Source organism: Streptomyces sp. NPDC088733 (assembly GCF_044751185.1).
Classification (GTDB): Bacteria; Actinomycetota; Actinomycetes; order Streptomycetales; family Streptomycetaceae; genus Actinacidiphila.
Genome location: NZ_JBIVLH010000002.1, coordinates 221,841 through 243,743, shown reverse-complemented (window position 1 = coordinate 243,743; position 21,903 = coordinate 221,841). Strand labels below are relative to the sequence as shown.

Annotated in this window: 21 protein-coding genes; 9 read left to right on the top strand and 12 right to left on the bottom strand. The window is 72.8% G+C overall.

The window, feature by feature from the left end; genetic code table 11:
- Positions 1 to 495: 495 nt before the first annotated feature.
- Complete coding sequence (locus ACIP64_RS04500; RefSeq protein WP_401581712.1) at positions 496 to 1,383, top strand: Rieske 2Fe-2S domain-containing protein; 888 nt, start codon at positions 496 to 498, stop codon at positions 1,381 to 1,383.
- A gap of 67 nt (positions 1,384 to 1,450) precedes the next feature.
- Here ACIP64_RS04500 and ACIP64_RS04495 read toward each other — a convergent pair whose 3' ends face one another.
- Positions 1,451 to 3,454 (bottom strand): SpoIIE family protein phosphatase, encoded by a 2,004-nt coding sequence (locus ACIP64_RS04495; protein WP_401581710.1) that lies wholly within the window; start codon positions 3,452 to 3,454, stop codon positions 1,451 to 1,453.
- 252 nt (positions 3,455 to 3,706) lie between these two features.
- Here ACIP64_RS04495 and ACIP64_RS04490 point away from each other — a divergent pair, with 252 nt between their 5' ends.
- The 6 genes from ACIP64_RS04490 to ACIP64_RS04465 all read left to right on the top strand — a co-directional run bounded on the left by ACIP64_RS04490 (position 3,707) and on the right by ACIP64_RS04465 (position 11,550).
- The gene (locus ACIP64_RS04490; protein WP_401581707.1) at positions 3,707 to 4,357 is read left to right on the top strand and encodes a DsbA family oxidoreductase; all 651 of its coding nucleotides are present in this window, start codon (positions 3,707 to 3,709) and stop codon (positions 4,355 to 4,357) included.
- Positions 4,358 to 4,501: 144 nt separating this feature from the next.
- Positions 4,502 to 5,392 (top strand): hypothetical protein, encoded by an 891-nt coding sequence (locus ACIP64_RS04485; protein ID WP_401581705.1) that lies wholly within the window; start codon positions 4,502 to 4,504, stop codon positions 5,390 to 5,392.
- Positions 5,385 to 7,568, top strand: a complete 2,184-nt coding sequence (locus ACIP64_RS04480) for a bifunctional serine/threonine-protein kinase/ABC transporter substrate-binding protein (protein ID WP_401581702.1) — start codon at positions 5,385 to 5,387, stop codon at positions 7,566 to 7,568. The genes ACIP64_RS04485 and ACIP64_RS04480 overlap by 8 nt, the downstream gene beginning before the upstream one ends.
- Positions 7,569 to 7,573: 5 nt before the next feature.
- Positions 7,574 to 9,676 carry a bifunctional serine/threonine-protein kinase/ABC transporter substrate-binding protein gene (locus tag ACIP64_RS04475; protein ID WP_401581700.1) on the top strand — a complete coding sequence of 701 codons (2,103 nt, stop codon included), beginning with the start codon at positions 7,574 to 7,576 and terminating at the stop codon, positions 9,674 to 9,676.
- Between the two features lie 87 nt (positions 9,677 to 9,763).
- Entirely contained in the window at positions 9,764 to 10,996 is a 1,233-nt protein-coding gene (locus ACIP64_RS04470; protein WP_401581698.1) for a CehA/McbA family metallohydrolase, read from the top strand.
- 197 nt (positions 10,997 to 11,193) lie between these two features.
- Positions 11,194 to 11,550: a DoxX family protein gene (locus tag ACIP64_RS04465; protein WP_401582383.1), complete on the top strand. Its 357-nt coding sequence runs from the start codon at positions 11,194 to 11,196 to the stop codon at positions 11,548 to 11,550.
- Between the two features lie 16 nt (positions 11,551 to 11,566).
- On the opposite strand, the gene ACIP64_RS04460 is transcribed toward ACIP64_RS04465, so the two are convergent.
- Both ACIP64_RS04460 and ACIP64_RS04455 read right to left on the bottom strand, forming a co-directional pair.
- Entirely contained in the window at positions 11,567 to 12,037 is a 471-nt protein-coding gene (locus ACIP64_RS04460) for a hypothetical protein (protein WP_401581696.1), read from the bottom strand.
- 37 nt (positions 12,038 to 12,074) lie between these two features.
- Complete coding sequence (locus ACIP64_RS04455) at positions 12,075 to 12,362, bottom strand: DUF1905 domain-containing protein (RefSeq protein ID WP_401581693.1); 288 nt, start codon at positions 12,360 to 12,362, stop codon at positions 12,075 to 12,077.
- Positions 12,363 to 12,541: 179 nt separating this feature from the next.
- Here ACIP64_RS04455 and ACIP64_RS04450 point away from each other — a divergent pair, with 179 nt between their 5' ends.
- Both ACIP64_RS04450 and ACIP64_RS04445 read left to right on the top strand, forming a co-directional pair.
- On the top strand, positions 12,542 to 12,745 hold the full coding sequence (locus ACIP64_RS04450) for a hypothetical protein (RefSeq protein WP_401581691.1): 204 nt from the start codon (positions 12,542 to 12,544) through the stop codon (positions 12,743 to 12,745).
- Between the two features lie 82 nt (positions 12,746 to 12,827).
- The gene (locus ACIP64_RS04445) at positions 12,828 to 13,892 is read left to right on the top strand and encodes a PP2C family protein-serine/threonine phosphatase (RefSeq protein WP_401581688.1); all 1,065 of its coding nucleotides are present in this window, start codon (positions 12,828 to 12,830) and stop codon (positions 13,890 to 13,892) included.
- Positions 13,893 to 13,951: 59 nt separating this feature from the next.
- On the opposite strand, the gene ACIP64_RS04440 is transcribed toward ACIP64_RS04445, so the two are convergent.
- The 9 genes from ACIP64_RS04440 to ACIP64_RS04400 form a co-directional block, all read right to left on the bottom strand.
- Positions 13,952 to 14,584 carry a hypothetical protein gene (locus ACIP64_RS04440; protein ID WP_401581686.1) on the bottom strand — a complete coding sequence of 211 codons (633 nt, stop codon included), beginning with the start codon at positions 14,582 to 14,584 and terminating at the stop codon, positions 13,952 to 13,954.
- Positions 14,585 to 14,613: 29 nt separating this feature from the next.
- On the bottom strand, positions 14,614 to 14,889 hold the full coding sequence (locus ACIP64_RS04435) for a hypothetical protein (RefSeq protein WP_401581683.1): 276 nt from the start codon (positions 14,887 to 14,889) through the stop codon (positions 14,614 to 14,616).
- A 183-nt stretch (positions 14,890 to 15,072) separates the two neighbouring features.
- Positions 15,073 to 15,603, bottom strand: coding sequence for a hypothetical protein (locus ACIP64_RS04430; protein ID WP_401581680.1), 531 nt, complete (start codon positions 15,601 to 15,603; stop codon positions 15,073 to 15,075).
- A gap of 40 nt (positions 15,604 to 15,643) precedes the next feature.
- Complete coding sequence (locus ACIP64_RS04425; RefSeq protein WP_401581679.1) at positions 15,644 to 16,612, bottom strand: esterase-like activity of phytase family protein; 969 nt, start codon at positions 16,610 to 16,612, stop codon at positions 15,644 to 15,646.
- Positions 16,613 to 16,836: 224 nt separating this feature from the next.
- Positions 16,837 to 17,202, bottom strand: coding sequence for a S24 family peptidase (locus ACIP64_RS04420; RefSeq protein WP_401581677.1), 366 nt, complete (start codon positions 17,200 to 17,202; stop codon positions 16,837 to 16,839).
- Between the two features lie 186 nt (positions 17,203 to 17,388).
- The gene (locus ACIP64_RS04415; protein WP_401581674.1) at positions 17,389 to 18,357 is read right to left on the bottom strand and encodes a phosphotransferase family protein; all 969 of its coding nucleotides are present in this window, start codon (positions 18,355 to 18,357) and stop codon (positions 17,389 to 17,391) included.
- Positions 18,358 to 18,418: 61 nt separating this feature from the next.
- Positions 18,419 to 19,510, bottom strand: coding sequence for a hypothetical protein (locus ACIP64_RS04410; protein ID WP_401581672.1), 1,092 nt, complete (start codon positions 19,508 to 19,510; stop codon positions 18,419 to 18,421).
- 137 nt (positions 19,511 to 19,647) lie between these two features.
- Positions 19,648 to 20,331, bottom strand: a complete 684-nt coding sequence (locus ACIP64_RS04405) for an alpha/beta hydrolase (RefSeq protein WP_401581670.1) — start codon at positions 20,329 to 20,331, stop codon at positions 19,648 to 19,650.
- Between the two features lie 16 nt (positions 20,332 to 20,347).
- Positions 20,348 to 21,889 carry an MFS transporter gene (locus ACIP64_RS04400; protein ID WP_401581669.1) on the bottom strand — a complete coding sequence of 514 codons (1,542 nt, stop codon included), beginning with the start codon at positions 21,887 to 21,889 and terminating at the stop codon, positions 20,348 to 20,350.
- Positions 21,890 to 21,903: the final 14 nt, after the last annotated feature.

The window sequence follows — 21,903 nt, the reverse complement described above, 5'->3', positions numbered from 1 at the left end:
TTGGAATGTCAATTGCGCTTCTATGGGCGCCTTGTGAGCCAAGCGGACACTGAGTGTGAAAGTGCTCACATCGCCCTCGCCTCCGGTCCGGGATGTGCCGGGCCGCGTCGGCTGATGACCCGTCAGGGACGTCGGCGACGGGCCCGCTGAGATCGCCCGGCGGCCCCCGGACGCGCAGCCTGTACAGCCGCGCGTCGCAGTACGTCGTGCACTCGGCACCGACCGTGTCGCCCGCGAAGACGCCCCGATCCGCTCAAGGACCCGGGCCACCGGGCCGGGGTCCGGACGGCGCCGGCCGAATGGACCGCCGGGCGCTGGGCAGGCGCCCCCGTGGCCCGGCCTGGCGGTGTGCAGGGCCGAGCCGGGCCCCGCCGTTCAGCGGGGCGTGGCGGACCGCCCGCTGAGCGCACGGCGCGGCGGACACTCGTCCCCGCGCGACCCGACACCGGGTTCGTCCCGGACCGCAGAGGAAGGCCGCTCCCCATGAGGCCGACGATGCTGACGACGACAACGCAAGGCACCGCGGGCGGTGTGCTCCCGCACGCGATGGACACCCTCGAAGGGGCGACGTGGCTGGACGGCCCGGCCGGGGTCGTCCGCAAGGCGGTGCGGGCCCTTCCCCTGAGCCGTGGACGGGACGTGCTGCGCGGCCTGTGGCTCGGCCACCCCCTGCACCCGGTGCTGGTGCAGGTGCCGATCGGTGCCTGGAGCTCCGCCGGGATCCTCGACCTGCTCCCCGGCGAGAGCCGTGCCGCGCGCCGTCTGGTGGCGGTGGGCCTGGTCGCCGCCGGGCCGGCGGCTCTCGCCGGATGGGTGGACTGGGCGGAGCAGCGTCCCCGGCAGGCCCGCGTGGGCCTGGTCCACGCGGTCGCCAACCTCGCCGCCGTCACGGCGTACGCCGGTTCCCTGACGGCCCGGCTCACGGGTCGTCCCTTCCTCGGCAAGGCCCTGGGCTTCGGCGGCATGGCCGTCGCCACGGTGGGAGGTGTGCTCGGCGGCCATCTCGCCTACCGCCAGGGCGCCGGCGTCAACCACGCGGAGGCGGTGCCCGTACTGGTCGAGCCGGGCTGGCACCGTATCGGGATGCCGTACGAGTTCCCCGTAGGCGAGCCGGTGCGCCGCATGGCCGACGAGGTCGCCGTCGTCGTGGTCCACGGGGACGACGGGCGGTTCTACGCCCTGGCCGACCGGTGCAGCCACATGGACGGGCCCCTGCACGAGGGCAAGATCCTCGAAGGGTGCCTCGAATGCCCCTGGCACGGCAGCCGGTTCCGGCTCACGGACGGAGAGAACGTACAGGGCCCGGCGACCGCGCCGCAGCCCCGGTTCGACTGCCGGATCTCGTCCGACGGCCAGGTGGAGGTCCGCGTCGCACAGCGCTGAGGCGCCCGACTCCTTGCCGTGCGGCCGGGAGCCGAGGAGGGGGTCGCCGTGCACGGCGGCGGCCCTTCTACAGCGCCAGTTCGGCCCAGATGGTCTTTCCGTCGGGCCGTTGCCGTGTACCCCAGCGTTCGGCGAGGTGCGCCACGATGAACAGCCCGCGTCCGCCTTCGTCGAACACCCGGGCCCGGCGCAGATGGGGAGCGGTGTTGCTGCCGTCCGACACCTCCATGATCAGCGCGTCCTGCCGGATCAGCCGCAGGTGCACGGGGCCCGTTCCGTAGCGGACGGCATTGGTGACCAGCTCGCTGATGACGACTTCCGCGGTGAACGCCTGCTCCTCCAGGCCCCAGCCCGCCAGCCGGCGCGCGGCGAGGTCGCGGACGCGCGCGACCTCGGCGAGATCCGGTGACACGTCCCAGGCGGCGACGTGGTCGGCGCCGAGTTCCCGGGTGCGGGCGACGACGAGGGCGACGTCGTCCCTCGGGGCGTCGCCGACCAGCAGGTCCAGGACGTGGTCGCAGGCGTCCTCCGCGGAGTCGACCGGTTCGGACAGGGCCTTCCGCAGGCGTTCGAGCCCCACCTCCAGGCCGTCTTCCGCCGATTCGACGAGACCGTCGGTGTAGAGGGCGAGCAGGCTTCCCTCGGGCACGTCCAGCTGGACGGTCTCGAAGGGCAGTCCGCCGACGCCCAACGGGGGACCGGCGGGGATGTCGAGGTATTCGGCGGGCGCGCCGGGGCGCACCAGGGCGGGCGGGGGATGGCCGGCGCGGGCGGCCGTGCAGCTGCGCGACACCGGGTCGTAGATCATGTACAGGCAGGTCGCCGCCAGCTCCCCGGCCCGCGCTCCGCCGTGGCCGGCGGCCGCGGCGCGTTCCATGTCCGTTCCGAGGCGGATGATCAGGTCGTCCAGGTGGGTGAGGAGTTCGTCGGGCGGCAGGTCGATGTCGGCGAGCGTGCGTACCGCGGCGCGCAGCCGGCCCATCGTCGCCGACGCGTTGAGGCCGCGGCCGACCACGTCGCCCACCACCATGGCGACCCGGGCCCCCGAGAGCGGGATGACGTCGAACCAGTCGCCGCCCACTCCGGCGCGGGAGTCCGCGGCCAGGTAGCGGGTGGCGGCGGAGACCGCCGACTGCTCGGCGGCCACCTGCGGCAGAAGGCTCTGCTGGAGCGCGAGGGACGTGTCGCGCTCACGGGTGTAGCGGCGGGCGTTGTCCACGAAGACCGCGGCCCGTGCCCCGATCTCCCGGGCCAGCAGTACGTCGTCGGCGTCGAAGCCGGCCCGGTGCCCGGAGCGCGTGAAGAGCGCGACGCCGACGGTGATCCCGCGGGCGCGGAGGGGAACCGACAGCGTGGAGGGGGCCGGGTCCGCGGCGCCAGCGGCACCGTGAGCCCGGGCCGGTACGGGTTCGCCCGTCGTCAGGGCGCGGGCCGGCGCCGACCCCTGCGGGTGGGTGACGGCCTCGCCCGGCTCCGCCGTTAGCCCCGGAAGGGGCTCGGGCCCGGACCGCGAGGCCGTGCGGCGCAGGGCGCTGTCGCCCGCCCGGGCGCCGGCGGTGTCGTCCTCGCCGCGCAGCACCCAGTCGAAGATGTCCACGGCGGCGTGGTCCGCGAAGCCGTGCACCGCCACGTCCGCCAGTTCCTCCGCTGTGCGGGTCACGCTCAGGGTGCTGCCCACCCGCCTGCCGGCCTCGCTGAGCAGGCCGAGCCTGTCGCGGGCGATCATCACTCGTTCGAGGCGCCTCTCGCGGGAGAGCCGGACGCGGCAGACGGCCATGCCGAGCCCCAGCGCGACCGCCGGCGCGGCGACGACCGTGAGCTGCCCGGCGAGCCCGATGTCCGGCCGGAGCCCCCCGTAGACCGCGCAGACCGCGGCGAGGTTGAGGAGGCCCACGCCGAGGGTCTGCCGCAAGGGCAGCAGCGCGCCCGCGACCACAGGGAGCAGCACGGAGTACTCGGGCAGCCCCATGACGTGGATGTGCGCGAGGGCCAGTGCCGCTTGCAGACCGGAGAACAGCACGACGGAGAGGACGAGGACGGGGAAGCGCCTGCCAAGACGGGTCGAGTGCACGAGCGACACCTCTGCGGGGGTCGGGGTGGAGGTCCGGTGCCCTGTCTGCGCCGTGTGTCTTCCTGGGGACCGGCCCGTGCATATAGGGGCAAATCATTTGAAATCCACGTGTGACGCTTTTCTTGGGAACGCGTGCCGTCGGGACCGTCATCCCGGATACGCCGAATTGCTCGTTGTTTTTCCGTTTGGGTATAGCCGATCGGTCGTCTATTTTGTAGTGGACCGAACGTCTACTCATGGAGTCACGGACACATGCGCGTCGAGATCTGGACCGACATCGCCTGCCCCTGGTGCTACATCGGCGACGCGCGCTTCGCGCGGGCGCTCGCCGCCTTCCAGCACCGCGACGAGGTCGAGGTGGTGCACCGGTCGTTCGAGCTCAATCCGGACGCCGAGAATCGCGGAACGCCCGTCATCGACGCGGTGGCGGCCCGGTACGGACGCACCCGCGAGCAGCAGATCGCCCGGGAGGAGCACGCCGCGTCCGAGGCGCGCGCCGAAGGGCTCGGCTTCCGGATCGGCGGCCGTGTCGACGGCAACACCTTCGACCTGCACCGCCTGCTGCACTTCGCCAAGGACCGGGGCCGCCAGGCGGAGCTGCGGGACCTCGCCTTCAAGGTCAACTTCGCGGACGAGCGCTCGGTGTACGACAGGGAGACCCTGATCGCCCTCGCCTCCGATGCGGGACTCGACGCGGCCGAGGCGCGCGAGGTGCTCGCCGACCCCGACGCGTACGCCGCGGCCGTCCGCTCCGACGAGCGGCTCGCGGCCGAACTCGGCGCGGGGGGAGTGCCGTTCTTCGTCCTGGACCGGACGTACGGCGTCGCGGGCCTGCAACCCGTGGAACTCTACGCCCGGGCGCTGGAGCAGGCGTGGCAGAACCGGTCGGCGACGCGGGTCTGATCCCCGGCCCGTGAGCGGGTGCGGACACCACTGTTCACCCCAACGCGTAGCTGGACAAGCCTAGTTGGCGCATGATGGCACATGCGAACGACATGCGACGGCCAACCGACGAGGCGTACGGCGAACGCGATGGGACGGGTGTGCGTGAACAGACGTGAGCCGGTGCTGCTCGCGGCGGCAGGGGCACTGCTGCTCGCGGGCTGCACCAGCGGGGGCGGGACGGACGAGGCCACCGCCTCGCCCTCCGGAGCGTCCCCGAGCGGACGCAGCAGCGCGAGCCCGGCCCCGTCCGCGACGGCGGCGAACGAACCCTTCACCCTGGCCGAGAGCGCGGCACCGAGGACCCGGTCCGAGGCGACGGCGTTCGTACGCGGACTCACGGTGCGACCGGACTACTTCGGGTCCGGATACCGCAGGCGGGACCCCTACGAGACCGGGCCCGCCACGTGGACCGTCCTCGGCGACGACTGCATCTGGCGCCGCGAGCCGCTCGCGCCCACCGTTCTCGCCGGCCTGACGCGCTCCTTCGTCCGGCCCGCGGCCGGCGGGAAGGGCCCCGTCTTCGTGTCCCTGACGGTCACCGTGCACGCCTCGGTGGTCGAGGCCCGCAGGGACATGGCGGTCTCGCTCGAGGAGCCCCTGCGCTGCCCGACCCAGCAACTCACCGCCACCGAGCGGGTGCAGGGCATGGCGTCGCAGGGCGACCCGTTCACCGAGCAGCGGACGGCCACGTCCGACGACAACCTCACCGAGTTCGGCGAGTACGTCGCCGACGGCGACAGCAGGCCCCGCCGCTTCGACTGGTTCAAGCACCGGCTCGGCCCGGTGACGGTGGCCGCGACCGTACGGCACGCCCCCGGCGGCAGCGAGGCGGAGACGACGGCGGTCACCGAGCAGGCCCTCGCGGGCGTCGGATACGTCACCGCCGACATCGACCGCCTGGGCAGGAGGGCGACAGCGGCACAGACGCCCGGCGCCGAGGGGAAGGACGCGCCGGTCTCCGGCGACGAGGCGGAAGGCGCGGGCGATGAGTGAGGCGATGCGTCCCTCCGACCCCCTGGCGGTCGGGGGCTTCCGGCTGCTGCGGCGGCTCGGCGCCGGCGGCATGGGCGTGGTCTACCTGGGGCGGTCCGAGGCCGGTGGGCTGGCCGCCGTGAAGGTCATCCGGGCGGAGAGCGCGGCCGACGAGGAGTTCCGCGTCCGGTTCGCCCGGGAGGCCGAGCTCGCACGGCGCGTCGGGAGCCCCTGGGTGGTCCCGGTCCTCGGGGCGGACGGCACGGCGCCCGAGCCGTGGCTGGCGACCGCCTTCGTACCCGGCCCCTCGCTCGGCGAGGCGGTGGGGGAGCACGGCCCGCTGCCGCCGTCCGCCGTGCGGGTCCTGGGGGCGCTGCTGGCCGAGGCGCTGGGCGCCGTGCACGGGGCCGGACTGGTGCACCGCGACGTGAAGCCGGGCAACGTCCTGCTGGCCGTCAACGGCCCCCGTCTGATCGACTTCGGCATCGCCCGGGCCACCGACGACACAGCGCTCACCGCCTCGGGCCTGGTGATCGGCACCGCGGGCTTCCTCGCCCCGGAGCAGGCCCGGGGCGAGGGGAGCGGCCCCGCGGGCGACGTCTTCGCGCTCGGCTGTGTCCTCGCGTACGCCGCGACCGGCCGGCCCCCGTTCGGCGTCGGCACCCCCGACGCCCTGCTGTACCGCACCGTCCACGACGAGCCCGATCTGCAAGGTGTCGCGGGCGAACTGCGCGAGGTGCTCGACGCCTGCCTCGCCAAGGACCCCCAGACCCGCCCCACGCCCGCGGAACTGCGGACACGGCTCGCCGAGGACGCCCCCGCGTCGCCCTCGGCGTGGCTGCCGGACCCGGTCGCCCGCACGGTCGCGGAACGCTCCGCCGAGAGCCTCGCGCTGCCGGACATCGAACCCACGGTGCTGGACGGCCCCGACGACGCCTCGCGCACCCGGAGCAAGCGGCTCGCCTCCCGCCGCCGGCTGCTGGTCGCCGGAGGGGCGCTGCTGCTGGCGGGCGGCGGCTCGGGGGCGGCGCTGTGGGCGGCGGGACGCGACGGGACCGGCGCGGAGGCGAAGGCGGCCACGAAGCCCACGTACGTGCTCGGTGTCCAGGTCACCCGCACCGGGCCCGACGCCGGCCTGGGCCGCACCTGCGAGCGGGCGGCGCAACTGGCCGTCGCCGAGCACAACGCCGCCGCGGGCGGCGCCTTCACCGTGCGGACGAAGGTCCTGGACGACGACGGGACCGTCGACCGTGCCACCTCGGTCGCCCATGAACTGGCCGCCGACCGCGCCGTGTTCGCCGTGTTCGGGCCGACCGGCGAGATCGCGATGCGGGCCGCCTCACGCGTGTACGGGGCCGCCAACCTGACCCATGTCTCCAGTACCACCGGGCAGAGCGACTTCTTCGTGTCGTCCCCGGCGGTCAGCTTCCAGACCGGTATGCCCCACCAGGCCGGGGGAACGGCGATCGCGCTGAGCGCGCTGGCCTCCGGCCAGGTGGGCCGGGCCGGGGTCGTCATCGACCGGGCCGGCGGGTCCGTCATGCACGACCAGGGCAATGTCGTGGTGACCTCGTGGCGCCAGATCCTCGGGGCCGAGGTGCTGCCGCGGGTCGTTGCCGAGGACACCGACGACGGCCCCGCGGCCGTGCGCCAACTGCTGTCCCGCGGCGTCCAGGACTTCGTCTACCTGGCGCCCCTGGACGCGACCGTCCGCGCCGCCGGGCAACTGGCCCGGGCGGGCTTCACCGGCCCCCGGTGGATGTCCCACCTGCTCTACGGATCGGACTTCCCGCGCCTGGCGGGCGCCGCGGGCGAGGGCTGGTACGTCGTCACGTCGGCCGTCGACCCGGCCGTCCTCAAGACGAAGGAGGCCGTGCGCTTCACCGCCGCCTGGAAGGCGCGCTACGGCGGCACCCCGGAGCCGTACGCCACCGAGGCCTACGACAGCGTCCGCATGCTGCTGCAGGAGTTCGCCCGCACCGTGCCGGCCGGGGGCGGGCGTCCGGCCCGGCCCGCGCTCGCCGCACGGCTCCAGAAGACGACGTACCACGGTGTCGCGCGGACCTACGCGTTCAGCGACTACCACCAGTACGCGGTCACGACGCAGAACATGGGCACCGAGACGTTTGTCCACCAGGTCCGCGGCGGACGCTTCCGCCAGGTGGGGACGATCCTGCCGAACACCGGGAACCAGTAGGGGCCATGGACCAGCTGCTGGCCACCGACCCGTCGTGGGTCGGCGGGCACCGCCTCGTGGCCCGGCTCGGCGCCGGCGGCATGGGCGTCGTCTACCTCGCGCGGTCGCCGCACGGCGCCTGGGTGGCGCTGAAGGTGATCCGCTCCGAGTACGCGGAGGACCCGGACTTCCTGGCGCGGTTCCGCCGCGAGACGGAACTGGCGACGCGGCTGTCGAGCCGGTGGACGGTCCCGGTCCTCACGGCCGACGCCGACGCCCGCTCACCGTGGCTCGCGACCGCCTACGTCCCCGGCCTCCCGCTGTCCGAGGCCCTCGCCCTGCACGGTCCCTGGCCGGTGCCCCAGGTCCGCACGCTGGCGGCCGCGCTGGCCGCGGCCCTGGACGACGTCCACCGCGCCGGCCTGGTCCACCGGGACGTGAAACCCGCCAACGTGCTGCTCGCCGCCGACGGACCGCGCCTCATCGACTTCGGCATCGCGCGGGCCGTGGGTGCGACGGCGCTCACGGCGGACGGCTCCGTCATCGGCTCTCCCGGCTATCTCTCCCCGGAGCAGGCCAGGGGCACGACGGTGGGACCGGCCGGCGACGTCTTCTCCCTGGGCTGCGTGCTGGTCCACTCCCTCACCGGGCGGCCGCCGTTCGGCACGGGCGGCGCCGCCGCCGTGCTCTACCGGACCGTGCACGAGGAACCGGACCTCGCCGGCCTGCCCCGCGAACTCGATGCCGCCTTGCGGGCCTGCCTCGCCAAGAGCGCCGACGAGCGCCCCACCGTGGCCCGGCTGCGCGACCTCTTCGGCTCGTTCGACTCCCGTTCCTGGCTGCCCGGGGGACTGCCGGCCGTGGTCGCCGAGCGCGCCGGGCGCGTCCTGGACCTGCCGGTGCCGGAACCGACCGAGTTGTCCGCCGCCGTCGCCGACCCTCCGCCCGCGACGTCCCGGCGGCGCCTGATCGTCGCGTCGGCCGCGCTCGGCGTCGGCGCGCTCGGCGGCGGCACCGCCTGGTGGCAGTGGGGACGCCCGCGCACGGGGAGCGGGGCCGGGAGGCGCACGCTGCCCACGCGTGTCATCGGACTCCTCGGCGACCGCTCCACGGAGGCCGTCCGGTCCCAGGAACGAGGAGCGGGGATCGCGGTCGCCGAGCACAACGGCCGCGCGGACCGGCCGTTCGACCTGGCCCTGCGGGCCGTCGACGACCGGGGCACCGCCGCCGGCTCCGCCGCGGGCGCCGCCGGGCTCGCCGCCGATCCCGACGTGCACGCCGTGATCGGCGCGGGCGCCAATGAAGCCGTGCCCGCTGCCGTACCGGTGTGCACCAAGGCGGGCCTCTGCCTGCTGGTGACCCGCGCCGACAGCACGCAGCTCAACGTCGTCCACACGACCAGCACGCTGGTGCTGCGCGCCACCCGCACCGCCGGACCCGGTGCCGTGCTGCGCTACCTCAACCGCGTGGTCCACCCGCAGCGGACAGCAGTCGTCTACGACCTCGCCGACGAGGAGGAGAGCCTGCCCACCGTCCAGATCGTCACCGTCCACGGCCACCTGGACGGGCGCGTCGACGTGTTGGAGGTCGCCGCCGGGGACGGATTCGGTGCCGCCGCCCGCGACATCGCGGCCCACCCCGACGACGTCCTCTTCGCGGGCGCCACCCCGTCCCGCGCCGCGGCCTGCGCCGCGGCGCTCAAGGCGGCAGGTCACCGGGGGGTGCGCGTCGCGGACGAGCACGTGCTGTCGGCGGCCTTCCTGAGCGCGGGCGAGGGCTGGTGGATCAGCACGGGGTACGCCGACGCGGCCGACCCCCGGCTGCGGGCGTTCGCCGCCGCCTACCGGGCCCGGCACGGCGGTGCGCCGGGCCCCTGGGCCGCGGAGGCATACGACGCCGTCCGCTTCGCCGCCCACGGCCTGGCCGCGCCGGGCGGCGACGGGCGGCGCGAGTCGCTGCGCGCGGAACTCCTGCGGGTCCCCTGGCAGGGCATCACCCGCCGCTTCAGCTACGAGAGCCAGTCGCAGTACCTGGAGACCGCGCCGGACGGCGGCTGGTTCCTCTACCACGTCGAGGGCGGCCGGGCCCGGTTCGTCGCCCGCCAGGACGCCATCGGCACGGGTACCTGAGGCGAACATCGGGCGGGCGGGTGGCGTTCACCCCTCGGGAACGCCAAATTTTCGCCATGCTCCTGCCAAGGTGTTGTCATGGCCGCCATGAGTGAACCCCACGCCGACACGGCGCACACGCACTCTCACGGACCCAGCCGACGCTCCCTCCTCGCCGGTGCGGGCGGCCTGCTGATCGCCGCGTCCCTGCCCGGCACGGCCCAGGCGGCGGGCACCCGTACCGCCGCGGACACCCCCGCCACGAACCGGGCCGGGGCCTCCCGCGCCTCACTGGTCACCCAGGGGACCCGACTCGTCCACGCCGACCTGCACAACCACACGCTCATGTCCGACGGCGACGGAGACCCCGCCCTCGCCTTCGCCTCCATGCGCGACGCGGGCCTCGACGTGGCCGCCCTCACCGACCACACCACCCTCCTCGCGATCAACGGCCTGTCCAAGGGTGAGTGGGACCGCACCCGGCAGCTCGCCGACGCGGCCAACGATCCCGGCAACTACACCGCGATCCGCGGCTTCGAGTGGTCGCACCCGCTGCTGGGTCACGCCAACGTCTGGTTCACCGACCAGTTCGTCGACCTCGGCGGCGCGAGCTCCATGGGCTCCCTCTACAACTGGATCGGCGGCCGCGACGCCGTCGCGGGCTTCAACCACCCGGGCCGCGAGATCGGCCGTTTCAACGACTTCTCCTACTCCGCCGCCGTCCGCGACAAGATGGTCAGCGTCGAGATGTTCAACCGCGGCGACGACTACCTCTTCGACGGCTGGTCCGACCGCAAGTCCTCCCACCTCAACGCCGTTCTCAACGCGGGCTGGCGCACCGGCATCACCGGCGTCAGCGACCACCACGGCACCGAGTGGGGCAAGGTCGAGGGCGTCGGCCGCGCCGGGCTCTGGGTCACGGAGAACACCCGCGCCGGTGTGCTCGAAGCCATGCGCGCCCGCCGCTTCTTCGCCACCCGCTACTCCGGACTGCGCCTCGACGCGACCGCGAACGGCGTCCGGATGGGCGGCGTCCTGTCGCTCGCCTCGGGCGACGTCCGCTTCGCCGTCGACCTCGACCGCGGCCCCGACTGGGCCGGCAAGCCCCTCAACGTCCAAGTCCTGCGGCCCGGTTCCAACGCGCCGACCGTGGTGGACGTCGTCCCGACCACCTTCGGCAGCCTGGCCGAGTTCACCGTCCCGCTCAACGCCGCCGACGGCAACTGGGTCGTGCTGCGCATCTCCGACCCCTCCCAGCCCAACGCCCAGCCCGGCCCGTCCGGCCACGCCTGCAACGACCTGGGCGTCGCCTACTCGAGCCCCTGGTGGCTCCAGCCCTGACGCCGGGCCACGCGCCCGCCGGGCTCCGGCCCGGCGGGCGCTGTCGCGCGGTGTTCCGCGGTGCCTACCGGGCGTTGGCGATCGGTGGCACACTCGGTGGGCCATCGATGCCGGGCATCGACCGCCGTTGCGTTGTCGTGCCAGACACCCTTGAGGAGAGGCGCGCGGCGGCCGTGCCCCCACAGAAGCGGAGAATCGTGCTCGCCGCCTACGTCACGGTCACCGTCCTCGGCGCGGTCTTCAACGGCGCCGCCGCCGTCACCTACCTGATCGGCCACGAATACCCCAAAACACAGGCGGACATGAAGGGCCTGGACCGCAAGTGGGTCCCGGTACTGGGCATGCTGCTGGCGGCCGGCACCGCCGGGCTGCTCGCCGGGCTCGCCGTGCCTCTCCTGGGAACCCTCGCCGCCTCGGGCCTCGTGCTCTACTTCGTCGGCGCGATCATCGCCCACCTGCGGGTGGGCTCCCGCAACATCGTGGGCGGCATCGTGTTCCTCGCCACCGCCGCGGCCGCCCTGACCCTCGGCCTGCTCCAGCACGGCCCCTGGTGACGGGGGTACGGCGCGGCTACAGGCACCCGTCGTGGTCGGCGGTCTCCAGGCTCACCATGAGGTCGCCACTGTGGAGGTTCATGAACGACTGGGTGCTGTGCCAGCCCTTGAACCGCTTGTCGATGTTCAGGGCGAAGTAGCCGGAGCCCAGACCGTCCCACGATGCGGCATTCCACCCCGCGAGCCGTGCGGTCCGCGCCACCTCGGTGCGGACCGAGGCGGTGGCGGGCACCTTGTAATGCAGCTCCACGGAGGGCGTTTCCTCGTCCGTACAGGTGCGATAGCGGTGGAGCGACGTGTGCCGGCCCACCTCCGCGTCCAGCGCGGAGGTGATCCGGTCCGCCTGCAACTGGGTGAGCCGCGCGTCGACGGCGGCGGACTCGCGGTGCGTGCGTGTCTCGTGGACCACGAACCCACCGGCCACCGCCACCGCGGCCACCACGGCGATCCAGCGCCAAACCGCGCCGCGGCTGAACGACCGTCCCATGCGTCGCGCACCTCTCCTGTGCTCGGACCTGCCGGGGCTAGAGCCGGACGGTCATCTCCACGGCCACGTCGTCGCCGGCCACAATGCCCTCAGGCTTGCGCACGGCGAGCTTGAGGGGCAGCAGGTAGCCGCCGTCCCTGGGAAACAGAGAGGTAGTGAAGGTGACCTCGCCGATGCGCGCCTCGACCGGGATCACGCCCCAGCCGTAGCTGGCCATCGCCGCCACCTCACGGATGTGCCCGCACTCGTCGTCCGGCACGACGGCGAAGTAATACGGTGCCGGCCCACGCCACTCGATGACACGGCCGGCGAAAACGAGCTCCACGGCGTCAGTCCCGTTCTTCCAGCAGGGCCAGGTCGGCCCAGGCTACATGGCGTGCCACGCCCCTCGGGGGGCCTGCCCTCACCCGGTCGGCCGCTGAGGGTGCGTCAGGTGTCACCCCGGGTGATTCTTGGGTTCGCAGCTGTCCGCTGCCGCGGGCCCGTCCAGGAGGTGACGCGGTGATGCCCCGAGTCGGCCGAGCGGTCCGGTCCACGGCCGCGAGCGTCGCCCTGACGTCCGCCGCCGTGACGGAGGGCGCGCAGCCTGCCGGACCGGCCGTACCGGGCGACGGCGGGACCACGGCCGGGCCCGCCGGCAAGCCCGGCGGGCCCGCCGGCAAGCCCGGCGGGCCCGGCGGGCCCGGGTACATGGTCATCCGGTGGTGACCGCCCGTTCGAGGAAGTGCGGAGAGGAAGGCGGAAAGCAGCCGGTGAGCAACGCGTGACGAGGCCGGGTGCATGGGAGTGGGTGGCGAAGCGGAGCCGTCTGCTGCCGGCCGCGCTGATCCTCCTTGCCGCGGTGATCGACTTCAGTACGCCGCGCACCGTCAGCGCCTCCGCCCTCTACGCCGCCGCGGTCCTGACGGCCGCGGCCTTGCTGTCCCTGCGCGGCACGATCCTCACCGGGGTGATCGCCCTCCTGGTCGACTGGTTCATGTTCCGGTACTTCGGCTACCGCCGGAGTGCGATCGCGTACAGCGAACTGGTCATGGTCGCCACGGTGACCGGTGTCGCGGTCTTCCTCAACCGGCTGCTGCAGCACCGAAAGACACAACTGCAGTCCGTACGGGACATCGCCGGCGCCGTTCAGCGCGCGGTCATGCCGTCGCCGCCGGAGCGGATCGGTCCGCTGTGCTTCGCGGGACGCTACGAGGCGGCCGAGACGGACGCGCAGATCGGCGGGGACCTCTACTCCGTGGTCGACACGCCGTTCGGCGTGCGTTGTGTCATCGGCGACGTGCGCGGCAAGGGGACGGGGGCGGTCAGGGCGGTCGCGGTCGGCGTCGGCACCTTCCGCGAAGCGGCGTTGCAGGAGCCCAGTCTGACCGCCCTGGTGGAACGCCTGGAGCGGGCCCTTGTCCTTGAGGCCCGGCAGTCGGGCAGCCTGATCGAGCTGGAAGGGTTCGTCACCGGTGTCCTGGTGGAGTTCCCCGGGCCGGGGAACGAGATACGGATCGTCAACCGCGGTCACCCGGCGCCTCTTCTGATGTCGGGGGACACGGTCCGCTACCTCGAACCCAGCCGGCCCATGGTGCCACTCGGCATGGCGGCCCTGCGGGACGAACCGGAATGCGTGGACACGGTGGTCTTCCCCGATGGGGCCACCCTGCTGCTCTACACCGACGGACTCAGCGAGGCCCGTGACGAGGAGGGCACCTTCTACGACCCGGCCGACGGGTGCGCGAAACACCGGTCCGCCGGCCCGGACGCCCTCCTCGACGCCCTGCTCGCCGACTGCCACCGGCACACCGGTGGCCGGAGGGCCGACGACATGGCGCTGCTGGCCATCACCCGCACGCGCGACGGCGCCTGAGCTGCGACGAGCGCACCCTGCGTGGGCCCGGCCCCGGCCCCCGGCCCCCGGCTCGAGCGTCACTGCATGACGAACCGCGGGGGATGGGACGGCGTACCCACGCAGTGGTACATCTGCAGGGTGCAGCCGCGGCCGATCTCCACCTGGGTGGGGTCCCTGGGGTTCCGGTACGGAAGGCCGACCGGCTTCTCCGCCTCGTCGCCGCATTCGACCGGAATCCAGCTGGTGGTGCTTGCGTCCCATTCGCTGCCGGTCATGGTGAGCAGTGCGTCGACCGGACTGCCGCACTCGCCGCAGCGCAGTTCGTCCGAATCCGGCTCCGGCGGCCCGCGGAAGGTGAAGTGCGCGGGCCATCCCCCCGCTTTCCAGCCGGGGGCGACGGACAGGTCGTGCCAGTAGGGGGCTTTGGCCCGCTGCTTGTCCCAGGCCGTGAGGCGCGCGGCGAGGTCCTCGTCGAGATGGTGGCGGGAGGGGAACTCGCGGACCGGTTCGGGGTGCAGTACGCACGGCACGGGCACGCAGTAGGCGGCCGGGACATAGGCGGGCTCAGGGGGAGCGAGCAGGAGGTCCCGTACCTCGGAGGACCGTCGCCACCTGAGCTGAACGGCGTCGGAACCGCTTACCACCTGGTTGGACGGCACCCAGAGCACCTGCAGCAGGTCCGTGCCCGGTGGGAAGGCGAGCCCGGGCACATCGCGGGCGTAGAGCTGGGCGAGCGGGATCAGGGGCTGGGGGGCCGTGCGTCCGCCTGGGCCACGAGGGCGCGCAGCAGGTGGACGTCCGCAAGCGCGGTGACGGGTTCGTCAGGTAGCCGCGGCAACTCGTACTCCGGCCAGGGCTCGTCCGCCGGCCACAGCAGCGGCCCGCCCACGGAGCTGTCATGGACGGTCGGCTTCCCCGGGACGGGGTGCAGCCGGAAGGCCGTTCTGGCGAGCGCCGCCAGTTCCGGGAACTCCGCGGTGATGTCCAACGGGCGCGGCGGTGTTGTGCGCGTCATGTCCTCCCCCTCAGCCCGACCAGGGCCACATCACACCACACGCCACGGACACTCCACGCTGCCGCGCCGCCGCCCGCGTCACGGTGCCGTGCCGGCAAGGCAGGCGGCAGCCGGCGTCCACCACGGGCCGACCCCGGCGCGCCGTACTCCGGGGCCGGACGGCAAGGCGCCCGGCCCGCCGGCTCACTGGAGCCGGTCCCCCACGCCGGGCGGCTTCGGAGGGTGCGGACCGCCACCGTCCTTGGGGTCCTGGTCGCAGGTTCGTCCCCCGTAGGACTGGTCGTTGGGGATCACGAGCACTCCGGCAACCTGCTCAGGGTGCTCGACGGCGATCCAGGCATCACCCGTCGGGACACCGCCGGGCCCGAACGCCTCGGACGAGGACACCGTCCGACATCCCAGGACCAGGCGCTTCTTGTCGACCGCGCAGGCGTCCACCACGGGGTCGGTCCCGTCGTCGGCGCCGTCGAAGCGGAAGTGGAAGTGGACCTGATCACCCTTGGAGGGCTCCTGCGGATGGGGCTCGAGGCGCCAGTCCACGACCTCGGCCGTGACGTGCAGGGACTGCCCGTAGAGGTTCACGACCTGCACACTGACACCGGCCTCCCCGCGCTCCGTCGTCGTGTCGGAGCAGCCCAGGACGGAGGAGCAGCCGGACAGGGCGAGGACCGCCAGGGCCGACGGAGCACCGGCGAGTAATCGTGCGGGGGACATGCGGAGGACCTCCGGTCGGGGTGGGACGGGGGAGTGTGTCTCAGAGGCTGGGCAGGCGGACGGTCAGCCCGTACAGCCGGGTGGTCTGGTGCGCGCTCTGGTTGTCGTCCGTCACCATCAGCAGCTTGAGGCGGCCGTCCCGGGTGTGCCCCGTGACGGTCATGCCCTCGATGTTGCCCAGCAGCGGGTTGGCCTGCGGCTGCGGGTTCGTCGCACCGAGCGGCGGACAGTCGGCCATGTCGACCAGAAGAACCTTCTCCATGAGCCGCACGTCGTCCTGGCGGGTCAGGTTCTCGACACCGCTCACGTCGCTCACACCGCGCGGGTCGGCGAGGTAGAGGCGGATGATGTTGCCGACACTCCGGTCGAATCCGCGCTCCACGACCAGCAGCCTGCCGTCGCCGGTCGCGTTGATGTCCGATATCGCCAGACCCGTGTGGCGTTCGTATCCGTACTGCCCCGCGATGCGGAACTCGGCGTCGAGTCGGTCGCGTTCCCAGGTCTGGAAGCGCAGGAGCCGGGGATCGTCCCCCAGCAGTGGGCCCTCCATGGAGGCCACCAGCGTGAGGCCGCCGGGCTGGAGCGCGAGTCCCTCGAACGTCTCGTTGACCCTGGCCCGCCCCGCCGGGGCGACCCGGAGGCCGTCGTTGGCCGGCAGTATGCGGACGAACGTGCCGTCCCGCGTGTAGCGCCGGACGTCCGACCCCTCGGAGGCGACGAGCAGCGAGCCGTCGTGGTCGAAGACCAGGGCCTCGAAGTCGGCTTCCCTGCCGTTCTCGTCCAGCAGCCTCATGGCACGCACGGGCGCACGAGTCGCCGCGTCCAGGGTGAAGAGCGTGGAACGGTCGGAGAGGGCGGCGATGTTGCCATCGGGGTCGAGGGCCAGAGCCGACAGGTTCCCGACGAACACGTCCTGGAAGTACGTCTTGTCGAGGGCATCCGAGAACCAGTCGATGACCACCCAGGCCGAGCAGGCATTCGCCTCCGCCGCATCGATGACAACGTCCACACTGAACCCTTCGCGCAGGACCGACAAACGCCCGCGGTAGATCTACCAGATCCAACTCACCGGCGGGGCACCGCCTCCCGCCCCAGCCGACTGCCTCAGCCCCAACTCCCCGTAGAGCCAGGCCCTGATGGGCGGAAAGGGGCGGCGGCCCGAGCCTCCGGGCTGCGCCGGATCGCGCGTTCCGAAGCGGCCTTCTCGCGAAGCGCGCCCATGAAGTGCCGGGTTCAGGAGGACTCTTCGGGGTTGCCCGCCCGCGTCTTGCCCGCAACGCCCGACCGGGAGACTCCGTCGACCGCCACACAGATCCCGAAGACCCGCTCGTGGCTGGTCCAGCCGTTCACTCGGCCGCGGTTGTTGCTGATCTGGACCCGCTTTCCGGCGGGGTCCACAGACGACACCAAGTGCAAGTAGACCGTCCCGGCGACACGGGCGAGGACGATGTCCCCGACTTCCACCTTCGACGGATCGACCGGAGCGACGACCACCTGCTGCCGACTGCGTATCAGCGGGACCATTGACGAGCCGCTCGGCCGGAACGCCACGGTGGCCCCACCGGCAACCCTGTTTGCCCATGCGTCCAATGCACCCATCCGCTGATCGTGGCAGACCTTCCTTCACCAGCCCACCGAATTCCTCTCCCCGCAAGGCGCTTCGACCGCACACGGAGAGGGGGTCGGACCGCGTCGGTTCCGGCTTCGGGAAGGGTCGATTAGCCGAGCGGGACGAGAACCTCGCGGGCAATGCCCTGCCGCCTCTGGCAGGGTCGCGATCGGGCTTCAGCTGTAGCGCGCGAAAAGGGCCTGGAGGTACTCCTCCAGCCGCCTGGTCAGCAGGAGGGGGGTCAGATCGGCGCGGCCCACCTCGCGCCAGGGGACGGCGACCTTCTCGGCGTCCGGAGCGAAAGCCAACGCGTCGAGCACACGCCAGTAGAGGTGGGCGGCGCGGTCTTCGGCCAGTGTCCCTCCGGCCGCAACGTAGCTGTCGGCGAAACGCATACCCGCGGTTACCCCGTGCAGCAGGGCCAGGGCCGTCGAGCAGTGGGCCACGTCCAGGTCCGCCGGCCCCCAGGAGGTCTCCACCCAGTCGACGACGCCGCTGATCCGCAGACTGTCGCCGTCGCCCGTGAAGAGGACATTGCCGGGATGGAAGTCGCGGTGCAGGAAGCAGGCCTGGTGCGGCGGGGGCTCTTGGCGGATCACGTCGACGGCCCGCTGCCACAGCTCAGGCCGAGCGGTGTCTTCGGGCGGGCTCACACGCGTGGGGGAGGTCCATGCCTGATACACGCGCGGCCGTGCCTCCGGGCTCGCTGGCAGCCGGTGGATGCGCAGCAACTGCCGGGCCAGCAATTCGGCGCGGCGGTCGGCCCCTTGGTCGCCCAGACGCACGGTCCCGGGCAACAGGGACATCAGCAGGGACGGGTGGTCGCAGTACTCCGCTGTCGCGTCCACGGCCACCAGCGTGGCCGCGGGCACATCAGTGCCGCCGAGCAGGCGCAGAACGGCTGCTTCGCGGGTGAGCAGGCCCTCCGCGTGACGAACGAAGAAGGGCTTGACGAAGGACCGCAGGACCAACGAGCGTCGGCCGTCGGGCCCGCAGATGGTCAAACCTCGCATCTCCGACGTCCAGCCACCGCGCAACCGCGCGACGTCCTCGATGTGCTCTGCCTCGGCGAGCCCCTTCTCCACCCAGGAGCGCGTCGCACCCCAGCCCCGGCGCTCGCTACCGGTCTCCTCAGCTGCAACCATAAGAGCCAGGCTATCCACCTCACCCGTCGATCGCGTTGGGGCCGGCTTGCGCGAGGGGGCCTTATCCGCGGGCCATGAAATCGTCCTCAACTGCAGGGGACAGACGGCCGAGCCGGCGCTCGGCCTCGGACGCCTCCAGGATTCGTTCGAGTCGGAGGGCCGGCGTCATGTGCTCGAACACCCGGCCCGCACCGAACCCGTACGTCCCGTTGGCAGGGTGCAGGACGAGAACACGCGTGCCGTCCAGAGGCTCGATGTCGGCCGGGATCCCTTCCGGGCTGACGTAATTGCCCTTGCCGTCGAAGAGCCGGAAGGCACGGATCGCATGAGCGTGGGGCCCGAGACGGGGATCGCCGTCGGTGGCCGCGTCGACCCAGGACCGTTCGGGACGATCCCCGGTGACCATGCCTCGTCCGGGATCCCCGATGAGGCGGTCCGCCAGCAGGATGTGCAACTGCCCGTTGTCGCCGACGCCCCCCATCGTGAGGGCGTATCCCCGCCGGGCGCGAGGGTCCAGGACAACAAGGGGCTCGTCATCGAGAACGGCGGCCAGAGCGCCTGCCCAGCCGGCACGTTGGGAGCGGTGGGCGACCGCGGCAGCATGCTCCCGCAACTCGGCTTTGACGTCCTCGGGCACTGCTGCGCGGAAGTCCGTCCGGGCCAGGACGGTGATCAGGGCCTTGAGCCAGTCCTCCATGTCGAACCAGGACATGGCGATCCGAACCACGGTGTCCTTGTCCAGACCGCGGCGCCCTCGGGTGAGCCGGGTCAATGTCCGCAGCAATTCCGCGGTACCGGCGCTGACCGGTTCGGGCAGCGGCCTCCGGCGGGGGGCGGCTTTTTCCCAGAATTCCGGTACCACCGCGTTGAGCATCATGGCCTCTGAGGCTCGTCGCGGGAGGACGTCGACGAGGGCCATGGGAGACGCGCCCCATTCGACGCAGGCGCCCGCCAGGACAGCGGTCTTGGCGAAGTCACCGCTCAGGCCCGGCAGCAATGGTGCGAGCGCTTCCACAGTGGCGGTCAGGCTCTCGGGCCCACCCGCGCGTGCGGTCTCCGCGAGTTCCCGCAACGCGGCCTGATATCCGCGCGCGGAACCCGACTCCATGTGCGTGACGAGTTCGCCGACCAGGCGCGCTATGGCTGAGGACACGGGCGCACGCTAACAGTCGGGAACCAGGTTCCGCGTGCGGGGGACGGTGTGCGCGGGGCCCGTGGGATGCCCGGGTGGTGTGGCCGGTCCGGCCCGGAGGCACCTGGGTGCGGTGCCTCCGGGCCCGCGCCGGCGGATCAGTCGAGGAGTTCGGCCGACGTCCTCACGACGTCCGCGGGGGTGCCGTGGCCGTGGGGATGTTCGACATAGTCGACGTGGTACCCGTCCTCCTCGAGTTCGGCCGCCGTGCGACGACCGGTGAAGGCCGCGGGCGGAAGGGTGTCGCGGATTCCGTGGGAGATGAACACGGTGGGCCGGCCGGTTCTGCGGCCCGCGGGGATGCGGCCGGGGGAGTAGGCCAGGACGCGGGTGAACAGATCGCCGTTGGCCAGGCCGAGACCGAGCGCGTACGAGGCGCCGTCGGCGCAACCGGCGACGGCGATGCGGTCGGGATCGACGGGGAGGCGGCCGAGAACAGCGGCCAGGGTACGGCGCAGGGCTGCGGCGTCGGCGCCGTAGGTGTCGTCCCTGACGGCGTCCCAGGTCAGCCGGGCGGCGCCGGGGGCCAGGAGCAGGACCCCGCGTCGCTCGGCCTCGGTACGCAGCAGCGTGAGCATGTCGCGGGGCGCACCGCCGGCTTGGTGGAAGGCGACCAGCAGGGGCCGTGGCTGGAGCGGGAGCCGGTCCGGTACGTACAGCAGCGCCGGCCGCGTGGGAGTGGCGAGCCGGTGCAGGCCGGGCCGCGGCGTTGCGGCGCGGACGGGGTGCGGCGGTTGGACGTCCAGGACGCCGCCCGAGAGTTCTGGTGCGACGGTGCGCACGGTTCCTCCGTGAGTGTCAGTGCACCTGCTCAGCCACGGGCTCCTCGGCGGCGACGCCTTCGGAGCGGGCCACCACGAGCGAGGGCGACGACTGAGGGCGCATGGTGCGCAGCAGGACGGGGACGGTGATCAGGGCGAGGGCGGCGCCGAGCCAGAGCACGACGTGCAGCGCGCTGGTGAAGGCGTCGGTCGCCGCCGGCAATGTGGTGTGAATGCCGCCGTTGAGCCGCTCGGTGACGGCGTCGGGATCGGGCACCTTGCCCGTGAGCCGGGCCGCCGTGACGCTCACGAGCAGGGATCCGCCCACGGCCGCCGCGGCGGTGTCCCCGGTCAGGCGGAAGGCGTTGAACATCCCCGTCGCCATGCCGGCCTTGGGCAGTTCCACGCTGGAGATGGCCGCGCCGTCCAGCACCGCCAAGGTGCCGCCGTAGCCGATGCCCGTCACCAGGAGGGGGCCCGCCAGCGTGCCGATGCCGACGCCGGGGCCGATCACGGTCAGCCAGGTCATGCCGCCGGCCACGAGCACCATGGCGACGGTCAGCTGGGCCCGCATCGACAGCACGCGGTTGACGAGGCCGGCGAACATCGGCATGAGCACCATGGGCGCGGTGAACAGCAGCAGAACTCCTCCCGCGTGCAGCGCGCTGTAGCCCTCGACGGCGCTGAAGTACGTGGGCAGCAGCACCAGGAGCGGCAGCAGGCTGAAGGCCAGGGCCATCGCGGCGAGGCTGACGCCCATGAAGCGGGCATGGCGGAGCAGGGACAGGTCGAACATGGGGGTGGGGTGCCGCTTCTCCACGGCGTGGAAGACCAGCATCAGCGCGACGAACGCGGCCAGGGAGCCCAGGACGACGGGGGAGATCCAGCCGAAGGCGGGAGCCTCCACCAGGGCGAAGATGAACAGGAACAGGCCGGCGGTGAAGGTGATGGTGCCCGGCCAGTCCAGCCGGTGGGCCGCGGCGTTGCGGGACTCGTCGAGCATGGGGCGGGCCACGAGGGCGACGAGCAGTCCCAGGGCCGCGGGGATGGCGAACACGCCGCGCCAGCCCGTCGCGGAGTCCACCGCGCCGGAGATGAGCGGGCCGAAGGCCAGTCCCGCCCCGATGGCGGTGCCGAAGATCCCGAAGGCGCGGACCCGCTCGGCCCCGTGGAAACGGGAGGCGATGAGGGCGGACCCGGCCGTCAGGGTGGCGCTCGCGCCGATTCCGCCGACGGCCCGTGCGATGTCCAGGACCAGGATCGACCCGGCGAAGGTGCACACCGCGGCGGCGACACCGAACACGGTGATGCCTATGAGGAAGATGCGGCGGCGCCCGACGCGGTCCGCGAGGGTGCCGAAGGCCAGCATCAGCGACGCGAAGGTCACGTTGAAGCCGACCACCACCCATTGCAGTGCCTGCGCGCTGGAGTGCATCTGCGCGGCCACGCCCGGGAGGGCGACACCCGCGCCGGTCAGGGCCTCGGGGACGTTGAAGACGGCCAGGGAGACGATCAGCAGCGTGAGCCATGCAGGGCGCTGCTTGGTATGAGTACGCTTGTGTCGAGTCGTGTATTTCATAATCACAGGACTCT